Source organism: Flavobacterium subsaxonicum WB 4.1-42 = DSM 21790 (assembly GCF_000422725.1).
GTDB lineage: Bacteria > Bacteroidota > Bacteroidia > Flavobacteriales > Flavobacteriaceae > Flavobacterium > Flavobacterium subsaxonicum.
Map to the genome: position 1 here is coordinate 1,140,214 of NZ_KE383909.1, position 14,322 is coordinate 1,154,535.

At 40.6% G+C, this 14,322-nt stretch carries 17 protein-coding genes; 9 read left to right on the plus strand and 8 right to left on the minus strand.

Annotation, left to right across the window (positions count from 1 at the left end; translation table 11 throughout):
• Positions 1 to 222: 222 nt before the first annotated feature.
• Positions 223 to 525 (minus strand): thioredoxin, encoded by a 303-nt coding sequence (trxA, locus tag G509_RS0115540; RefSeq protein ID WP_035739027.1) that lies wholly within the window; start codon positions 523 to 525, stop codon positions 223 to 225.
• Positions 526 to 697: 172 nt separating this feature from the next.
• Between trxA and G509_RS0115545 the strand changes: the two genes are divergently transcribed.
• Positions 698 to 2,275, plus strand: coding sequence for a L,D-transpeptidase family protein (locus tag G509_RS0115545; RefSeq protein WP_026992387.1), 1,578 nt, complete (start codon positions 698 to 700; stop codon positions 2,273 to 2,275).
• A gap of 188 nt (positions 2,276 to 2,463) precedes the next feature.
• On the opposite strand, the gene G509_RS0115550 is transcribed toward G509_RS0115545, so the two are convergent.
• On the minus strand, positions 2,464 to 2,982 hold the full coding sequence (locus G509_RS0115550) for a C40 family peptidase (RefSeq protein WP_026992388.1): 519 nt from the start codon (positions 2,980 to 2,982) through the stop codon (positions 2,464 to 2,466).
• A gap of 143 nt (positions 2,983 to 3,125) precedes the next feature.
• Positions 3,126 to 5,831 carry a discoidin domain-containing protein gene (locus G509_RS0115555; RefSeq protein ID WP_081663323.1) on the minus strand — a complete coding sequence of 902 codons (2,706 nt, stop codon included), beginning with the start codon at positions 5,829 to 5,831 and terminating at the stop codon, positions 3,126 to 3,128.
• A gap of 353 nt (positions 5,832 to 6,184) precedes the next feature.
• Between G509_RS0115555 and G509_RS0115560 the strand changes: the two genes are divergently transcribed.
• Complete coding sequence (locus G509_RS0115560; protein WP_026992390.1) at positions 6,185 to 6,379, plus strand: hypothetical protein; 195 nt, start codon at positions 6,185 to 6,187, stop codon at positions 6,377 to 6,379.
• Complete coding sequence (locus G509_RS22240; RefSeq protein WP_051200258.1) at positions 6,380 to 7,174, plus strand: prohibitin family protein; 795 nt, start codon at positions 6,380 to 6,382, stop codon at positions 7,172 to 7,174.
• Between the two features lie 87 nt (positions 7,175 to 7,261).
• On the opposite strand, the gene G509_RS0115570 is transcribed toward G509_RS22240, so the two are convergent.
• Together G509_RS0115570 and G509_RS0115575 are read right to left on the minus strand one after the other, a co-directional pair.
• Positions 7,262 to 7,552 (minus strand): putative quinol monooxygenase, encoded by a 291-nt coding sequence (locus G509_RS0115570; RefSeq protein ID WP_026992391.1) that lies wholly within the window; start codon positions 7,550 to 7,552, stop codon positions 7,262 to 7,264.
• Positions 7,553 to 7,693: 141 nt separating this feature from the next.
• Positions 7,694 to 8,299, minus strand: coding sequence for an NAD(P)H-dependent oxidoreductase (locus tag G509_RS0115575; RefSeq protein WP_026992392.1), 606 nt, complete (start codon positions 8,297 to 8,299; stop codon positions 7,694 to 7,696).
• Between the two features lie 102 nt (positions 8,300 to 8,401).
• Here G509_RS0115575 and G509_RS0115580 point away from each other — a divergent pair, with 102 nt between their 5' ends.
• Positions 8,402 to 9,298 (plus strand): LysR family transcriptional regulator, encoded by an 897-nt coding sequence (locus G509_RS0115580; protein ID WP_026992393.1) that lies wholly within the window; start codon positions 8,402 to 8,404, stop codon positions 9,296 to 9,298.
• A 92-nt stretch (positions 9,299 to 9,390) separates the two neighbouring features.
• Here the strand turns inward: G509_RS0115580 and G509_RS0115585 are convergent, their stop codons facing one another.
• On the minus strand, positions 9,391 to 9,747 hold the full coding sequence (locus G509_RS0115585; RefSeq protein ID WP_026992394.1) for a hypothetical protein: 357 nt from the start codon (positions 9,745 to 9,747) through the stop codon (positions 9,391 to 9,393).
• 326 nt (positions 9,748 to 10,073) lie between these two features.
• Between G509_RS0115585 and G509_RS0115590 the strand changes: the two genes are divergently transcribed.
• The 4 genes from G509_RS0115590 to G509_RS0115605 all read left to right on the plus strand — a co-directional run bounded on the left by G509_RS0115590 (position 10,074) and on the right by G509_RS0115605 (position 12,231).
• Positions 10,074 to 10,430, plus strand: coding sequence for a hypothetical protein (locus tag G509_RS0115590; protein WP_026992395.1), 357 nt, complete (start codon positions 10,074 to 10,076; stop codon positions 10,428 to 10,430).
• A gap of 131 nt (positions 10,431 to 10,561) precedes the next feature.
• Positions 10,562 to 11,362, plus strand: a complete 801-nt coding sequence (locus G509_RS0115595) for a HipA family kinase (protein ID WP_026992396.1) — start codon at positions 10,562 to 10,564, stop codon at positions 11,360 to 11,362.
• The gene (locus tag G509_RS0115600) at positions 11,340 to 11,723 is read left to right on the plus strand and encodes a DUF3037 domain-containing protein (RefSeq protein ID WP_026992397.1); all 384 of its coding nucleotides are present in this window, start codon (positions 11,340 to 11,342) and stop codon (positions 11,721 to 11,723) included. Before G509_RS0115595 ends, G509_RS0115600 begins: the two co-directional genes overlap by 23 nt.
• A 94-nt stretch (positions 11,724 to 11,817) precedes the next feature.
• The gene (locus G509_RS0115605; protein ID WP_026992398.1) at positions 11,818 to 12,231 is read left to right on the plus strand and encodes a VOC family protein; all 414 of its coding nucleotides are present in this window, start codon (positions 11,818 to 11,820) and stop codon (positions 12,229 to 12,231) included.
• 56 nt (positions 12,232 to 12,287) lie between these two features.
• Here G509_RS0115605 and G509_RS0115610 read toward each other — a convergent pair whose 3' ends face one another.
• Positions 12,288 to 12,845: a flavin reductase family protein gene (locus tag G509_RS0115610; protein WP_026992399.1), complete on the minus strand. Its 558-nt coding sequence runs from the start codon at positions 12,843 to 12,845 to the stop codon at positions 12,288 to 12,290.
• Positions 12,832 to 13,524, minus strand: coding sequence for a hypothetical protein (locus tag G509_RS0115615; RefSeq protein ID WP_026992400.1), 693 nt, complete (start codon positions 13,522 to 13,524; stop codon positions 12,832 to 12,834). Before G509_RS0115615 ends, G509_RS0115610 begins: the two co-directional genes overlap by 14 nt.
• A gap of 262 nt (positions 13,525 to 13,786) precedes the next feature.
• On the opposite strand from G509_RS0115615, the gene G509_RS0115620 reads away from it, so the two are divergent.
• On the plus strand, positions 13,787 to 14,314 hold the full coding sequence (locus G509_RS0115620) for a helix-turn-helix domain-containing protein (RefSeq protein WP_244877498.1): 528 nt from the start codon (positions 13,787 to 13,789) through the stop codon (positions 14,312 to 14,314).
• Positions 14,315 to 14,322: the final 8 nt, after the last annotated feature.

Below are 14,322 nucleotides of genomic sequence, written 5' to 3' on the forward strand. Positions count from 1 at the left end.
TAAGTGTGGTTATTGCAAAATGCGACTAAATACTGCCTTTTCTTCTCCAAGTGTAGTTACTGAAAACTGCGACTGAATACTGCTTCTTCTCCAAGTGTAGTTACTGAAAACTGCGACTGAATACCGCCTTTCTTCTCCGAGTGTAGTTACTGAAAACTGCGACTGAATACCGCCTTTCTTCTCCGAGTGTAGTTACTGAATACTGCGACTGAATACTGAACACTATACAGCACTCTTTATCTTGCTCACTATCTCATTCTTTGTCATTAGCCCCGCCTGTTTCCAAAGCATTTTACCATTCTGGAAAAGCATTAGCGTGGGTACTCCCCTAACCTGAAATTGCGGGCTTGCCATTAGCGCCTGGTTTTTATCTACGTCTACTTTTATAATTTTAATGCTTTCTCCCAACTCATCTTTTACATCTTTAAGTATGGGAGCCATGGTTTGGCAGGGGCCGCACCAGGTTGCAAAAAAATCGATTAAAACAGGTTCGTTGCTACTTATTAACTGGCTAAACTTTTCCATAATTCGCGTTTTAGTTAACTACAAATTTACCAAACCTAACGAGGGTTTATTTAAACATTAGCAAAATTTTATACTACCCTGCCGTATTCTCATAATTGTACGTTAAACCCAAAATCATAACAATTTGGCATGAATTTTCTTAGTATATTTATTAAAAACAAATACAATTACTATGAAAAGATTATCAATACTAACCCTGCTAATTTTTGGGTTATCAATCTCCAACATTTCGTGTAAGAAAGACAAGGGAGATGCCACAAACAGTACCGAAGTACACGACCATGAAGATGGTAACATTGCTATAGACACTACTCAATTTGCGGCATTTTTTACTAAACACCCCGAATATAAAGCCTACCAGGGCGAAGTGGGTAAACTGTACCAAAAACACAACCATTATATATGGCACGAAAAACGCGGCTTTGTAGAATTTGCCGAGGTGTTGTACAACCGTGTTAACCAGATTGGTGCCGAAGGTGTAACAACCAAAGTGCCTTACAAAGCAGAGATAGACGAGCTTTTTGAAAATTCAGGTCGTGGCGAAAAGCCGGATGTAAATTCAGAATTGCTTATCAGTTCCATGTACTTTTATTATGCCGATAAGGTTTTAGGCGGATTAGGCCCTAAAGAAAGCAAGCAGACGGGCTGGTTCCTTCCGCGTGAGCGTACCGATTATGTTGCATACCTTGATACCTTAATGCAGGACCCTAAAAAAATTAATGGTGATAAATCTGAAATGTACAGCCAGTACTACAGCCTAAAAAAGGGACTGAAAAAATACCGCGATATCCAGAAAAAAGGCGGCTGGGGCATTATTACCCTGCCCGAAGGTACAAAATCGCTAAAAGAGGGCGATAGCAGTACCGCCGTAGCACAACTAAGGGCCCGACTTGCGGCTGAAGGTTACTTAAAATCGGATAGCAAAAGCACGCAGTTTGATGCCGAGATTAAAGATGCCGTTACCAACTACGAGAAAATGCATTACCGCGAATTTGACGGCAAAGTGGGTCCTGCCATTATTAAAGAATTGAATGTTCCGGTGGCAGAGCGTATTAAAACCATTACCGTAAACATGGAGCGTTGCCGTTGGATTACCCCCGATATCGATACCCAAAAAGAATATATTGTGGTTAATATTCCGTCGTACAGGTTGCGCTATGTGCGCGATGGTAAACTGTTTATGACGTCTAACGTAGTAGTAGGTAAAGAGCTTAACAAAACCGTGGTTTTTAGCGGACAGATGAGCTACCTTGTATTTAGCCCCTATTGGAACATACCTAAAAGCATCCTTGAAAAAGAAATTAAACCGGGCATTGCCAAAAACAAAAACTACCTGGCGCAACATAATATGGAGTGGAATGGCAATACCGTTAGGCAAAAACCGGGTGGCGAAAACTCGTTGGGTAAAGTAAAGTTTATGTTTCCTAACTCTAACAATATTTACCTGCACGATACGCCTGCCAAAGGTTTATTTAACCGCGATGACAGGGCGTTTAGCCACGGCTGTGTGCGTGTAGAAAAAGCCCGCGACCTTGCCATTGCCATTACTAAAAAAGATGGTAACTGGAGCGAAAAAAAGGTAGACGAAGCTATGAATGCCGGCAAAGAATCTAACTATGCCTTAAAAACCAAAATACCGGTTTACATTGCCTATTTTACTGCTTTTGCAGATGAAAACGGTAACGTTGCCTTTTTTGATGATGTTTATAACAGGGATAACAGCTTAGCGAATTTACTTTATAAGTCCTAACAATAACAATAGTTGCAAAGTAACTGAGTTACATAGTTGCAAAGTATATAAAAGCCAAATGCAGCTTACTCTAATTAGTAAGCTGCATTTGGCTTTTGTATTCATAATTTGAAGCTACTCAACTGCGACTGCAACTGTTTACTTCTCTGCTCACTGTAAACTGTAAACTGTTCACTGTAAACTAAATACTAAATCTCAAAAGGGCTGATGCATTTGTAAAACCGTGCGGTATATTGGGCACTGCCCAATTCGCTTATGGTTACTGCCATTTCTTTACCCGATGAAGCGTGTATAAACTTAGACTGCATACCGTTGGCCTCGCAAACTATACCCACGTGGCCTATAGAATTTTTATCGCGGTAGCCATAAAAAACCAGCACATCGCCTACTTTAAATTCAGATGGCTTAAGTGCTTTGCCTAAATTTTTAAACCCTGACGAGCTGCGTGGCAGCTCTATCCCAAAATGGTTGTACACAAAATTCACAAAGCCGGAGCAGTCAAAACCCTTTTTAGGATTAGACGATGCATAGCAATATGCCGTGCCCATATACAGTTTGGCAAAAGCAATAATATCATCGCGTTTGGCCATTTCGGGCGTTGTAGTTTCAACAGGTATTTTAGTGGCGGATGCCGGTTTAACCTCATCTTTACAAGACAGTAAACCAATGGCTATTAACAGTAAAAAGGTGTGTTGCAGTACTTTCATAGGTTCCAAATATAACAAAAGCCATACCCTTAGCCTCTTAAAATTTTAAGTTTAACGTTTTTTGAAAGGCATTTCTTAAATAAAAAACCCTCCGGAAATGCTTCCGGAGGGTGCCTTAAATAGAAATTCAAAAAAAACTAAATTTACTTAACGAGTAATTTAAATACCTTATTATCAACCTTAACCAAGTACAAACCGGTAGCATAACCCTGTAGATTAAGCGTGCTTTTACCGGCACTTACCCCCTGCTCCTGCACCAAAGTGCCATACGGGTTAAAAATTTGTACATAAGCATTGTTTAAAAGCTCCAGGTTTACAAAACCATTAGCCGGATTAGGATACATCATAACCCCTGACTTACTAAAACTGTCCAGGCCAACAACTTCGGGTGTTACAAACTCAACCCAGTTAAGGTTAAAGGCAACTGCCGCAGCCTGTATTCTAATGGTATGATTACCCTCTGTAAGGTTTATATTTTTAGAAATAGTTTGCCATACCTGCCATCCGCCCGTATTAGGCACAGCAAGCGTGCCTGCAGAAACACTATCTATAAGTAACTCTATAACCCCTGTGGTTTGGGCGCTGGCAACCCTATAGTTAACCACATATTCGCCCGCAGTAGCGGCAGTAATGTTGTACTCCATCCAGTCGCCAAGATCTATCCAGCCAAGGCTTTGGCCGCCGCCTGCATCTGTAGTTGCCTCCTGCTGAACGCCACTCATAGCATAATAATCTTCCGCCTCGATAAGGGCCGGTATAGCCGTGTAAATTATCGCAAGGCCTTCGCCACAAACACTAAATTCATAAATAGAATAACCATAAGGTGTGTTTCTTAAAACACCTTCCATTTTAAGATATTGGTATTCGGCATTAATACCATCAATAACATCGGTACGTTCGCCGGTAGCCATGTTGGTCAGCGTTTCAATATCTGTCCATTCAATACCATTTACAGATCCTTTTAAAATGTAGTCTTTGGCATTTGCGGTTTCCCAGGTAATGGTAACAACATTAACCTCGGTAACAAGGCCAAGGTCGACCGTAAGGCTTTGGGCATCGGTAAACTCACTTTCCCAACGCGATCCCGCAATACCATCTACAGCAAGTGCTGCGTTGCCACTTGTAGCCGTTGCACCAGCAATTGCAAGCGCATCGCAATCTACCGGCTCCGGAATTACCTCACCACATACCTGCATTTCATAAACAGAATAGCCATACTGCGTATTTCTTGTAATACCCTCCATTTTAATGTAACGGTACTGGGCATCAATTTCATCAATAATATCAGTACGTTCGCCCACAGGCATATCGGTCAGCGTTTCAATATCTGTCCAAACTGTACCATCAACAGACCCTTTTAGCACGTAATCTTTGGCATTTGCCGTTTCCCAAGCAATGGTTACACCATTAATATTAGCCACCTCGCCAAGGTCTACCGTAAGGCTTTGGGCATCGGTAGGTTCGCTTTCCCAACGGCTACCTGCATCGCCATCTATGGCAAGTGCAGCATTACCACTTGTAGCTGTTGCCGATGCCGCCGCAACAGGTTCGCACTCAAAAGGGGGCTCAACATCTATAATCTCGCCACAAACTGCAAGCTCGTAAATAGAATATCCGTACTGGGTATTCCTTAAAACACCTTCCATTTTTATATAGCGGTATTGCGCATCAATTTCGTCAATAATATCGGTGCGTTCGCCTGTGGCCATATCGGTCAGTGTTTCAATGTCCACCCAGACCGTACCATCTACAGATCCTTTTAAAATGTAATCTTTAGCATTGGCGGTCTCCCACATAATAGTAACTGCGTTAACATCGGCCAGTTCGCCAAGGTCTACCGTAAGGCTTTGCGCATCGGTAGATTCACTCTCCCAACGGCTGCCTTCGTTGCCATCTATTGCAAGTGCGGCATTACCCGATGTAGCTGTAGCCGATACCGCCGCAACAGCATTGCATTCAAACGGTGGAACAACAATCTCGGGGCCGCAGACTTCAAATTCATAAATAGAATAACCGTAGGGTGTGTTCCTCAAAATGCCGTCCATTTTCAGGTAGCGGTACTGTGCATCAATTTCATCGATAACATCGGTACGCGGCCCTGTAGGCATATCAGTCAGCGTTTCAATATCCACCCAAACTGTACCGTCTAACGATCCTTTTAAGGTATAGTCTTTAGCATTGGCAGTTTCCCAGTCGATGCTTACTGATATTACATCTACCGGCATGCCATAATCTACAGTAAGGCTTTGAAAATCTGACGGTTCGCTCTCCCAGCGCGTACCCCCATTGCCATCTATAGCCAGGGTAGCATTACCCGTTGATGCCACCGCCGACACCGGCAAAACAGCATTGCAAATAACCGGGGGTGTTATGGCATTATCGCATACATGGAACTCGTAAATAGAATAGCCGTAAGCGGTATTCCTGCTAACGCCCTCCATTTTAAGGTAACGGTACTGGGCACCAATATCTTCAATAGCATCGGTACGTTCGCCCGCAGGCATATCGGTCAGCGTTTGTATGTCTACCCACACAAGCCCGTCTGTAGATCCTTTTAATATGTAGTCTTTGGCATTGGCGGTTTCCCAATCTATGGTAACGGTATTAACCGTGGTAACAAGGCCTAAATCTACCGTAAGGCTTTGGGCATCGTTAAATTCGCTTTCCCAACGTGTACCCTGTATGGCATCTATGGCCAGGGCGGCGTTTCCCGATGTGGCTGTAGCCGATGCCGGGGTTAGCAAATTGCAATCTGGCGGTTGTATTGTAGTTAGTAAACCTCGATTTGTAGTTGCATGCACCTGCCATAATGAAGAGGCGAGCAATGCACATAAGTAAATTTTTTTCATAGTTAATTTGGTTTGGTTACGTGTATAAGTCAGAAAACTGATTGTTTTTAAATTCTTATATTAAGCTTAAATAATTATCGATTTAATTATTTTTTAGTTTTATTGATACGAATGTATTAAAAACAAGCACTAAAAACAGTGGGTGTGTAGTCATGTATAGGTAAGTTGATGCATATTTTACACCAACTCTAACGTTATAGTAACTTGTGTTGTGGTAGTATATAGTATTTGTTGTAGGCAACCTTAACCTATAATCTTACCATTACATTATAGGATAATAATATACTTCTTGTAGGCACGTAATAAGATTTTTACTACCTTACCACTAAGAAAATTTTGATACATCAAAACCAATGAAGAAGCTAAAAATTTATTACATAGTTGCATTACCACTCTTACTGGTGGCACTGTTCTGGTTGTTTACGCAGGCGTTCCATTTACTTACTGCGGCGTCGGATATTATGGTAATTGCAGGGGCGGTTTTAATGGGCTTTGCTTTGTTTATTATATTTAAACTGTGCATCTTTGCCTTTAATAAAATTGTATAAATGAGATCTAAAATTATCTATGGCGCAAGTGCGTTTGTTGCGGCTATCTTTTTACTGATTATGTTTAACTCGTGCAACGAGCGTATTGATGCCGGTTACGAAGGCATCCTGGTTAAAATGTATGGAAGTGATAAAGGTGTACAGGATGTTAGCCTGGTTACGGGCCGTGTATGGTACAACCCGTTTACAGAGAATGTATATGAATTTCCTACCTACGTTCAAACTATAAACTATCCTCACTTTACAGTGAATGCAAAGGACGGATCGGTTTTTACGGTAGACCCTACCCTATCTTTTAAAGTTCGCGACGGCCAAAGTCCTATCATATTTAAAAAGTACCGTAAAGATATTCAGGAAATTACAGAGACTACGCTGTTTAATTACATTAGGGATGCCTTTAGGATTGAGTTTAATAAATACAGCACCGACAGTATTATTAGCAACCGCGAAAAGTTTGAGTTTGCCATACAGTCTAACATGGGTGCGCTGCTTAGCAAAGAGGGCTTTGTTTTAGAGCAAATGACCAGCGGCATACAGTACCCCGAAACTATTACCAAGGCTATTAACGCTAAAAATGCAGCCGTACAACAGGCCATGATGGTAGAGAACGAACTTAAGGTTGCACAGGCCCAGGCCCGAAAGCTTATTGTTCAGGCAGAAGCCGAGGCCAAAGCTAACGAACTGCGTAAAATGTCGCTTAACCCTTTGCTTATACAGCAGCAGTTTATAGAAAAGTGGGATGGCAAAACGCCTATTTATGGCAATGCACCTGCTTTCTTTAAGAGTGTGCAGTAAAAAAGCAGAATTTATTAAATACAAAAATCCCCGTAGCCATTACAGTTACGGGGATCTATGTTTATAGCGGTACACACATTGCTGCTATTATGCTATTTTATTTGTGATGTAAACTTTTACGGGCTCCAGTAATATAGTTTCCGAATCTTTTATAAACTTTACTATATGCGGTGTCTGGCCATGTGCCTCCAGTTCGGCAGCACTGCGCCATATTTCATGAAATATAAAAATGTTAGGTTCGTCTGCCACCTGGTGCAGGTCGTATTGCAGGCAGGCTTCTTCGGTACGCGAACCCTTAACAAGTTCGAATAGTATTTGCTTAAGCGCATCCTCCTTACCTGGATGGCTCTTTATTATAGCAGTTAGATTGACATTCATCTTTTTACTTTATTTTAAATTATGAATTTTAAATTTTAAATGTGCAGGGGTTGTTTAACCAGTTTAATTCGTAATTCGTAATTCGTAATTCGTAATTCGTAATTCGTAATTCGTAATTCGTAATTCGTAATTCGTAATTCCTTAAACTAATTCCCTTATAAAAACATTCTCCAAATGCTCTCTGTACAAAGCCATATCGCGGGGTATATCGGCATTTTTTTCAATATCATGAAAGTGCATGCCCGGTAGCGGTTCCATCCCTGTAAAGGCATTCATTCGGTGAAAGCCAAACAGCGGCCCTTGGTCTACACTATGTTCGTTAAAAAATTCGCCAGGTAGTGTAAAAGCTTCTTTAGGGGCATTCCACGATGTGGTAACCATGTATTTACGGCCGTGCATTGTACCGCCGGTACCATAATTAATAGCAGGGTTAGAACGCGAGCGTCCGTCAGAGTTATAAATACCCTTGGCATGGCCTTCGGTAAACACTACATCTATGTACTTTTTAAAATCGTGCGGCAACTGAAACCACCATATTGGGGTATGGTAAATAACAACATCGGCCCAAACGTAGTTAGCAACTTCCTGTGCAGCATCGTAGCCGGCAGATACATTGGTAATCCGAACTTCAAACTCTGTGGTATGGTTTGTAAAAAAAGCAAAGGTTTCGGCAGCAACGGTATCGTTAAACTTTCCGCCGGAATGGCCAAACTCCTGTCCGCCATTTATTATAAATATCTTAGTCATTGTATCGATGTTTAATTTGATACTGCAAATTTACCACCCATTAAACTATTATAAAAATAACATAAGTTATACCTTTGTATCATAATTATAATACTTAGCACCATGGTAAACTTAGAATGGTACCGCACATTTAAGGCCGTTTATAAAACGGGTACGCTTACCGGTGCTGCCCAGGAGCTGTTTATATCGCAACCGGGCGTAAGCCTGCACCTTAGCTCTTTAGAGAGTTATACCGGTTATAAATTGTTCGACCGCAAAGGCCGCCGCATGGTACCTACAGAGCGTGGCAAGGTGCTATACAACTTTGTTATAGATGCCATGATAAAGCTGGAGGAGGCCGAAAAAAATTTTCAGCGCAGTACAGAAAAAAGCACGCCTACCATTAGCGTGGGCATGTGTTTTGAAACCTTCCAGATTACCTTAGAACCCTACATTGCCACGCTGCCGTTTAATGTAATTATTCAGTTTGGGGAGTATACACAAATGGTTGAGAATTTAGAGAAGGGCATTTTAGACCTTATAATTACCCCGCAAATGGTGCCTGCCCCCACGGTAGAATATGAGGCATTTAGCAAAGAGACCATTGTTATTGTTGGCGGCAATACTACCGATGATGCTACATTTAACAGCATACTGGCTCAAAACGACCCTGAGACTTTAGAATATTGGCTTAAACAGCAAAAATGGTACGGCACCACAGGCGATATGGAGCATCTGCGCCGTTTCTGGCAGCTTAACTTTGGTAAGTATCCTGATTTTAGGCCCAACTATATTGTGCCCAATCTTAACTCTATTGTGCGTTGCCTGGGCAGCGGTATTGGCCTGGCCGTGATACCTGATTTTTTATGCCAGCGCGAAATTGATGTCGGCCTTATTAAACTGCTTTGGGAAGGCAGCCCTAAGCTAACTAACATACTGCATTTTGCCAGTCGCAAAAAAACCATGTATGCCGATGAGATTAGTGTTATAAAAGAAATATTTAAAAGTGTAATGGTTTAGTTAATTACAAATTTCAAATTATGAATTTTAAATGTATACTGCGATTTAGTCAGTTACTTCGTAATTCATAATTTGAAATTCATAATTTAAAATTATGCTACGTCTATAGTTACCAGCTGAAAATTATGGCCGGTATCAATAACAACGTCTCGGTTTTGTATTACAATCCATTGAGCGATCTTATTAAATATATCGCATTCGGTAACACTTTCTAATGCAGTAAACTGCATGTGTACAAGTACATAGGTCGTAAATTTTTTAATTTTGCTAAGATGGCTTCGTAATTCTTCGGATACGCCTGTGTCTTTTCGCTTACTGATTATTACTGCTTTTCCCTGGGCAATAGTTTCTGATGCAACTTTCCAAAAGTTTTTAGGGCTGCATCTACCCTCCTTAAATTTTAGTTCTTTACCGCCTGGCAGTTCCAGAACTACAAAATAATGTTCCATTTTTCACACAAATTTCTAATTCAATTTACAACTTAAAAATGCGCTTAATAACTAATTATCAAACAATTAACTTTTAAAATTATTGTAAATTTCACATCGTGTATTTTATAGGTAAATTTATACACTTAATCGATTTTTATACTAAACATAACGCTTTACAACTATCATTATAATTTTTAATGTATGTTAGCAGCTCGAACCCTTATAATTCCCTTTAGCTATCCCCCATCTGTAGCTTAGGGAATTATTTTTTAGTATACAGTTGTATTTTTCCAATCACTCCCCGGGTTAAAATTCGCTACCTTCGTAAAAAGATATTATCCTCTATGGAACACCGCAAACAAAGGGTTGCCAGCTTACCAACATTTTTTATGAGGCTTTTGCGTTACAGCCTGTTTGCCTTTGTGCTAATAGCGTTTTCTGTAGGCATTGGCACCTGGGGCTACTGTTATTACGATAACTTAAACCTTATAGACAGCTTTTACATGGCCAGCATGATATTAACAGGTATGGGCCCGGTAGCCGATATGACTAACAATGCCTCTAAGCTCTTTTCTTCTTTTTATGCGCTCTATAGTGGGGTGGCGTTTTTAAGTATAACAGCGGTGTTCTTTGCGCCTATAATACACAGGATATTACACATTTTACAGGTAGAGAACGACGAATTTAATGATGATAAGTAGTTTGTTACACTACATATTTGCCACATCATAAAAATCTGTTATAATCGACCCCAACCACGGCCGAGTTAAAATTTATAGGTATTTTTTTACTATTTTTACATTTTAAAAACTGCTGGAAAAGCCTGTAAAATATGAGTAAACCCTATTTAAGGACAGTAAATGTAACCCGTTATATTACCCCTTTGCGGGAAGGCGGATCGTTACCCGCCCTTGCCGAGGCCGATGATAATTTTAATTACGTGCTTAAATTTAAGGGTGCCGGCCACGGTACTAAAGCCCTTATTGCCGAGCTTTTAGGGGGCGAAATTGCCCGGGCACTGGGCCTGCCCGTGCCCGAGCTGGTATTTGCCAACCTGGACGAAGCCTTTGGCCGTACCGAAGCCGATGAAGAAATTCAGGACCTGCTGCAAAACAGCCAGGGGCTAAACCTTGCACTTCACTTTTTGTCGGAAGCTATAAACTTTGACCCTGTTGTTACTACGGTAGATGCTAAACTGGCATCGCAAATTGTATGGCTGGATGCTTTTATAACCAATGTAGACCGTACTTTCCGTAACACCAATATGCTATTGTGGCATAAAGAATTATGGCTTATAGACCACGGTGCAGCGTTGTATTTTCATCATGCGTTTTCAGATCCTGAAGGGCATGCCAAAGTGCCCTTTACGCTTATAAAAGACCACGTGCTACTACCACAGGCTACTTTGTTAGAGGAAGTTGATGCAGAATACAAAGCCATTTTAACCGAAGAAAAAATAAGGGAAATAGTGAGCTTACTGCCCAACGAATGGCTGGTGTTTGAGGGCTTTGATGAATCGCCGGACTCTCCGCAGGCCATTAAAGAAATTTATGTGCAGTTCTTTTTAATACGTTTACAAAATTCAGCAATCTTTATAAAACAAGCCCAGGATGCAAGACAAGCACTTATATGAATATGCGATAATTCGCGTGGTGCCAAGGGTTGAGCGTGAAGAGTTTATAAACGCGGGTGTGATACTTTTTTGTAAACGCCAGCGGTTTATAAAGGTGCTTTATACTGTAAACGAAACCAAGCTTTTAGCCCTTTGCCCCGATTTTGATACACAACAGCTTGCCCTAAACTTAGAATCGTTTGAGCGTATAGCCCGAGGCGCTAAAAATGGCGGCCCCATAGCCCTGTTTGAAGCCGCCGAGCGATTTAGGTGGCTTACGGCAATACGCAGCTCTGTAATACAAACATCGAGGCCGCACCCGGGCTTTAGCGATAACCTTGAGGACACGGCAAACAGGCTTTTTAAAAACATTGTGTTGTAACTATGGCTTAAACACCCCTGCCAATTGTCGTATATACACATTTAGTCGCATTAATGGTATGGCTATATTTGTATAACAACATAAACAATATACTATGGCAACTGTTAATCAGATTTTTGTAAACCTGCCGGTGAAGGAGTTAAGCAGGTCGGTTGATTTTTTTACTAAGATAGGCTTTACCTTTAACCCGCAATTTACCGATGAAAATGCTACCTGCATGGTTATTAACGATACCATTTATGCAATGCTATTGGTAGAAAAATACTTTAAAACCTTTATAGATAAAGAAATTGCCGACACTAAAGCAAATGCAGCCGCTATTATAGCATTATCTGTAGGCAGCCATGCCGAAGTAGACGAGCTTATAGAAAAAGCCCTTGAAGCAGGCGGCAGAGAGTATAAGGAGTTGCAGGACCATGGTTTTATGTACGGCCGCAATTTCGAAGATCTGGACGGACACCTTTGGGAAGTTTTTTATATGGATATGGCCGCTATGCCACAGCAGTAAAAACAATCTAAACAAATTACTAAAGCCTGTTTACACATCGTAGACAGGCTTTATTGTTATAAGTTTTGTGGCAAAAATTTATTGCGATAGCTAACCGCTTTGCCCGATACCATAAAATGCCCTTCGCCCCGGTAGTGTATGGTTTCAGGATATTTTGGCGAAACGGCAGCATGTGCCTTTACTACTTCAAAAATAAAAAAGTTGTATTTATTAAGCATTTTAGCATCATGAATTTTACATTCAAAATGGGCATAGCATTCGGCAATCAGTGGTGCTTTAACCATAGTGGCATCTTCTGCCGTAAGGCCAAACTTGTCAAACTTATCCACATCGCGCCCGCTGCAATTGCCAATGCCCACTACGGTTTCGGCAAGATGTAGTTCGGGTATATTAATAACACATTCTTTGCTCTTTTTAATCAGGTTAAAACTATGATTGGCCGACGTTATCATGCACCCAATTAAAGAAGGCGTAAACTCCAGCACTGTGTGCCAGCCCATCGTCATAATATTAGTCTCTTCTTTATATTTAGAACTAACCAACACAATGGGCCCGGGCTCCAGGAACCTCCTAATCTCAGATACCGGAAAATCTTTCTTGTTATACTTTTTCATGGCTTGTAATTATATCAGGGTCTTTTTTATTGAGCAAATAAATGTACTGAAACATACAAGAGGCGGCAACAGCACCAAAGGTGTGCCATAAAAAGTGAGTACCTTCTGCTATCCAGCCCCATTTATCGGCCACCCTAAACGTAAGGGCAAAAATAAAAGCAAGCAGCGCAAGGCCTACCCAATGCCCATTCTTAAATTTTGTACTTATAAGATAGCCCAGTACCGGCAGCAGCACCATGCCGGCCAGCACGGCATAATTTATATTAATATAAAGTTGTATGTTGCCCTGCATCATCTGCCGCCTGGCAAATACCTGAAAGCCGGCATAGAGCAATACAAAGGCCATGGCATAATACCATCTTGTAAGTTTTCCTAAAAAGTACACGCCTGCAGCTACGCAAAGCAGCATTATGGGCAGCCAGTCCATCATAATAAAAATACGCCATTGCCGCAACCCGTGGTAAATGGTACCGCCTATGCCTCCGATATATAGCAGTGCAAGAGCTACCGATAAGAACGCATGTTCCCTGACCTTACCCCAAAGTTTAAACGTCCAATAAATGGCTATTACCAAAAAAAAGCAGGAGGTAATGGTATTAAAAGGTTCGGGAAAGGCATGCTGCATGTTGGTTTCGGCATAAGGCATGCCCCCATCGGGCGGGTTTTGATAAAATGGCATAGGTATTGTGCTTGTGTAAGTAATAAATGTAAGAATTATTTACGGCATCCTTACAAGGTTTAATAAAGTTTTATAGTTTAAAACATTCAATATATTGGCGTTAACGTTTTACATAACAATAAATTAACACAAATAAACTTTTATAATGTTATAAAATTTTACATTTAATAAAAGTGTTAAAAATTAACGCGTAATTTTTGTATTTTTACTCCTTATAATTTAACCCAAAGCGATGGAGCTATACATAAAGTATAACATTGATATGATGTGTAAAGTCTTGTTGCAGCAACAGCTGGACAAGTTTGGCATAAATTGCAGGGTTACAGAGCCCGGGTATGTTAAGTTTAAAGAAAACATACCAATGGAAACCTACAACAGCTTTATACAATCGCTTAAGCAGTTTGGCATAGAAATAGTAGACAACCAGAAAAGTATACTGGTACAAAAAATAAAAAATGCCATAATAGAAATGTTGTATGCCGATAAGGGCATGCAATCTTTAAAAATATCATCGTACCTTTCAGAGAAATTAGACGAGAGTTATCGTACACTGTCGCAGGTTTTTTCTGAAGTTACTTTTATATCTATCGAAAATTTTATTATTTTGCATAAGATTGAAAGGGTAAAACAGTTACTGCTTACAGAAAACATGTCGTTAACAGAGATATCGTTTATGATGAATTACAGCAGCGTTGCTTACCTGTCTCAGCAGTTTAAGAACATTACGGGCGTAACCCCAACGGCGTTCCAAAAAATAATGAGGCAAAAACGTTATATAGAAACCAAATAGAATAAGAA

What these genes read in the sequence shown, in the direction of transcription:
- trxA (WP_035739027.1), bottom strand. Translation starts at nt 525, where the DNA reads ATGGAAAAGTTTAGCCAGTTAATAAGTAGCAACGAACCTGTTTTAATC.
- G509_RS0115605 (WP_026992398.1), top strand. Translation starts at nt 11,818, where the DNA reads ATGGCAACTGTTAATCAGATTTTTGTAAACCTGCCGGTGAAGGAGTTA.
- G509_RS0115585 (WP_026992394.1), bottom strand. Translation starts at nt 9,747, where the DNA reads ATGGAACATTATTTTGTAGTTCTGGAACTGCCAGGCGGTAAAGAACTA.
- G509_RS22240 (WP_051200258.1), top strand. Translation starts at nt 6,380, where the DNA reads ATGAGATCTAAAATTATCTATGGCGCAAGTGCGTTTGTTGCGGCTATC.
- G509_RS0115580 (WP_026992393.1), top strand. Translation starts at nt 8,402, where the DNA reads ATGGTAAACTTAGAATGGTACCGCACATTTAAGGCCGTTTATAAAACG.
- G509_RS0115545 (WP_026992387.1), top strand. Translation starts at nt 698, where the DNA reads ATGAAAAGATTATCAATACTAACCCTGCTAATTTTTGGGTTATCAATC.
- G509_RS0115550 (WP_026992388.1), bottom strand. Translation starts at nt 2,982, where the DNA reads ATGAAAGTACTGCAACACACCTTTTTACTGTTAATAGCCATTGGTTTA.
- G509_RS0115560 (WP_026992390.1), top strand. Translation starts at nt 6,185, where the DNA reads ATGAAGAAGCTAAAAATTTATTACATAGTTGCATTACCACTCTTACTG.
- G509_RS0115595 (WP_026992396.1), top strand. Translation starts at nt 10,562, where the DNA reads ATGAGTAAACCCTATTTAAGGACAGTAAATGTAACCCGTTATATTACC.
- G509_RS0115590 (WP_026992395.1), top strand. Translation starts at nt 10,074, where the DNA reads ATGGAACACCGCAAACAAAGGGTTGCCAGCTTACCAACATTTTTTATG.
- G509_RS0115620 (WP_244877498.1), top strand. Translation starts at nt 13,787, where the DNA reads ATGATGTGTAAAGTCTTGTTGCAGCAACAGCTGGACAAGTTTGGCATA.
- G509_RS0115615 (WP_026992400.1), bottom strand. Translation starts at nt 13,524, where the DNA reads ATGCCATTTTATCAAAACCCGCCCGATGGGGGCATGCCTTATGCCGAA.
- G509_RS0115575 (WP_026992392.1), bottom strand. Translation starts at nt 8,299, where the DNA reads ATGACTAAGATATTTATAATAAATGGCGGACAGGAGTTTGGCCATTCC.
- G509_RS0115570 (WP_026992391.1), bottom strand. Translation starts at nt 7,552, where the DNA reads ATGAATGTCAATCTAACTGCTATAATAAAGAGCCATCCAGGTAAGGAG.
- G509_RS0115600 (WP_026992397.1), top strand. Translation starts at nt 11,340, where the DNA reads ATGCAAGACAAGCACTTATATGAATATGCGATAATTCGCGTGGTGCCA.
- G509_RS0115555 (WP_081663323.1), bottom strand. Translation starts at nt 5,831, where the DNA reads ATGAAAAAAATTTACTTATGTGCATTGCTCGCCTCTTCATTATGGCAG.
- G509_RS0115610 (WP_026992399.1), bottom strand. Translation starts at nt 12,845, where the DNA reads ATGAAAAAGTATAACAAGAAAGATTTTCCGGTATCTGAGATTAGGAGG.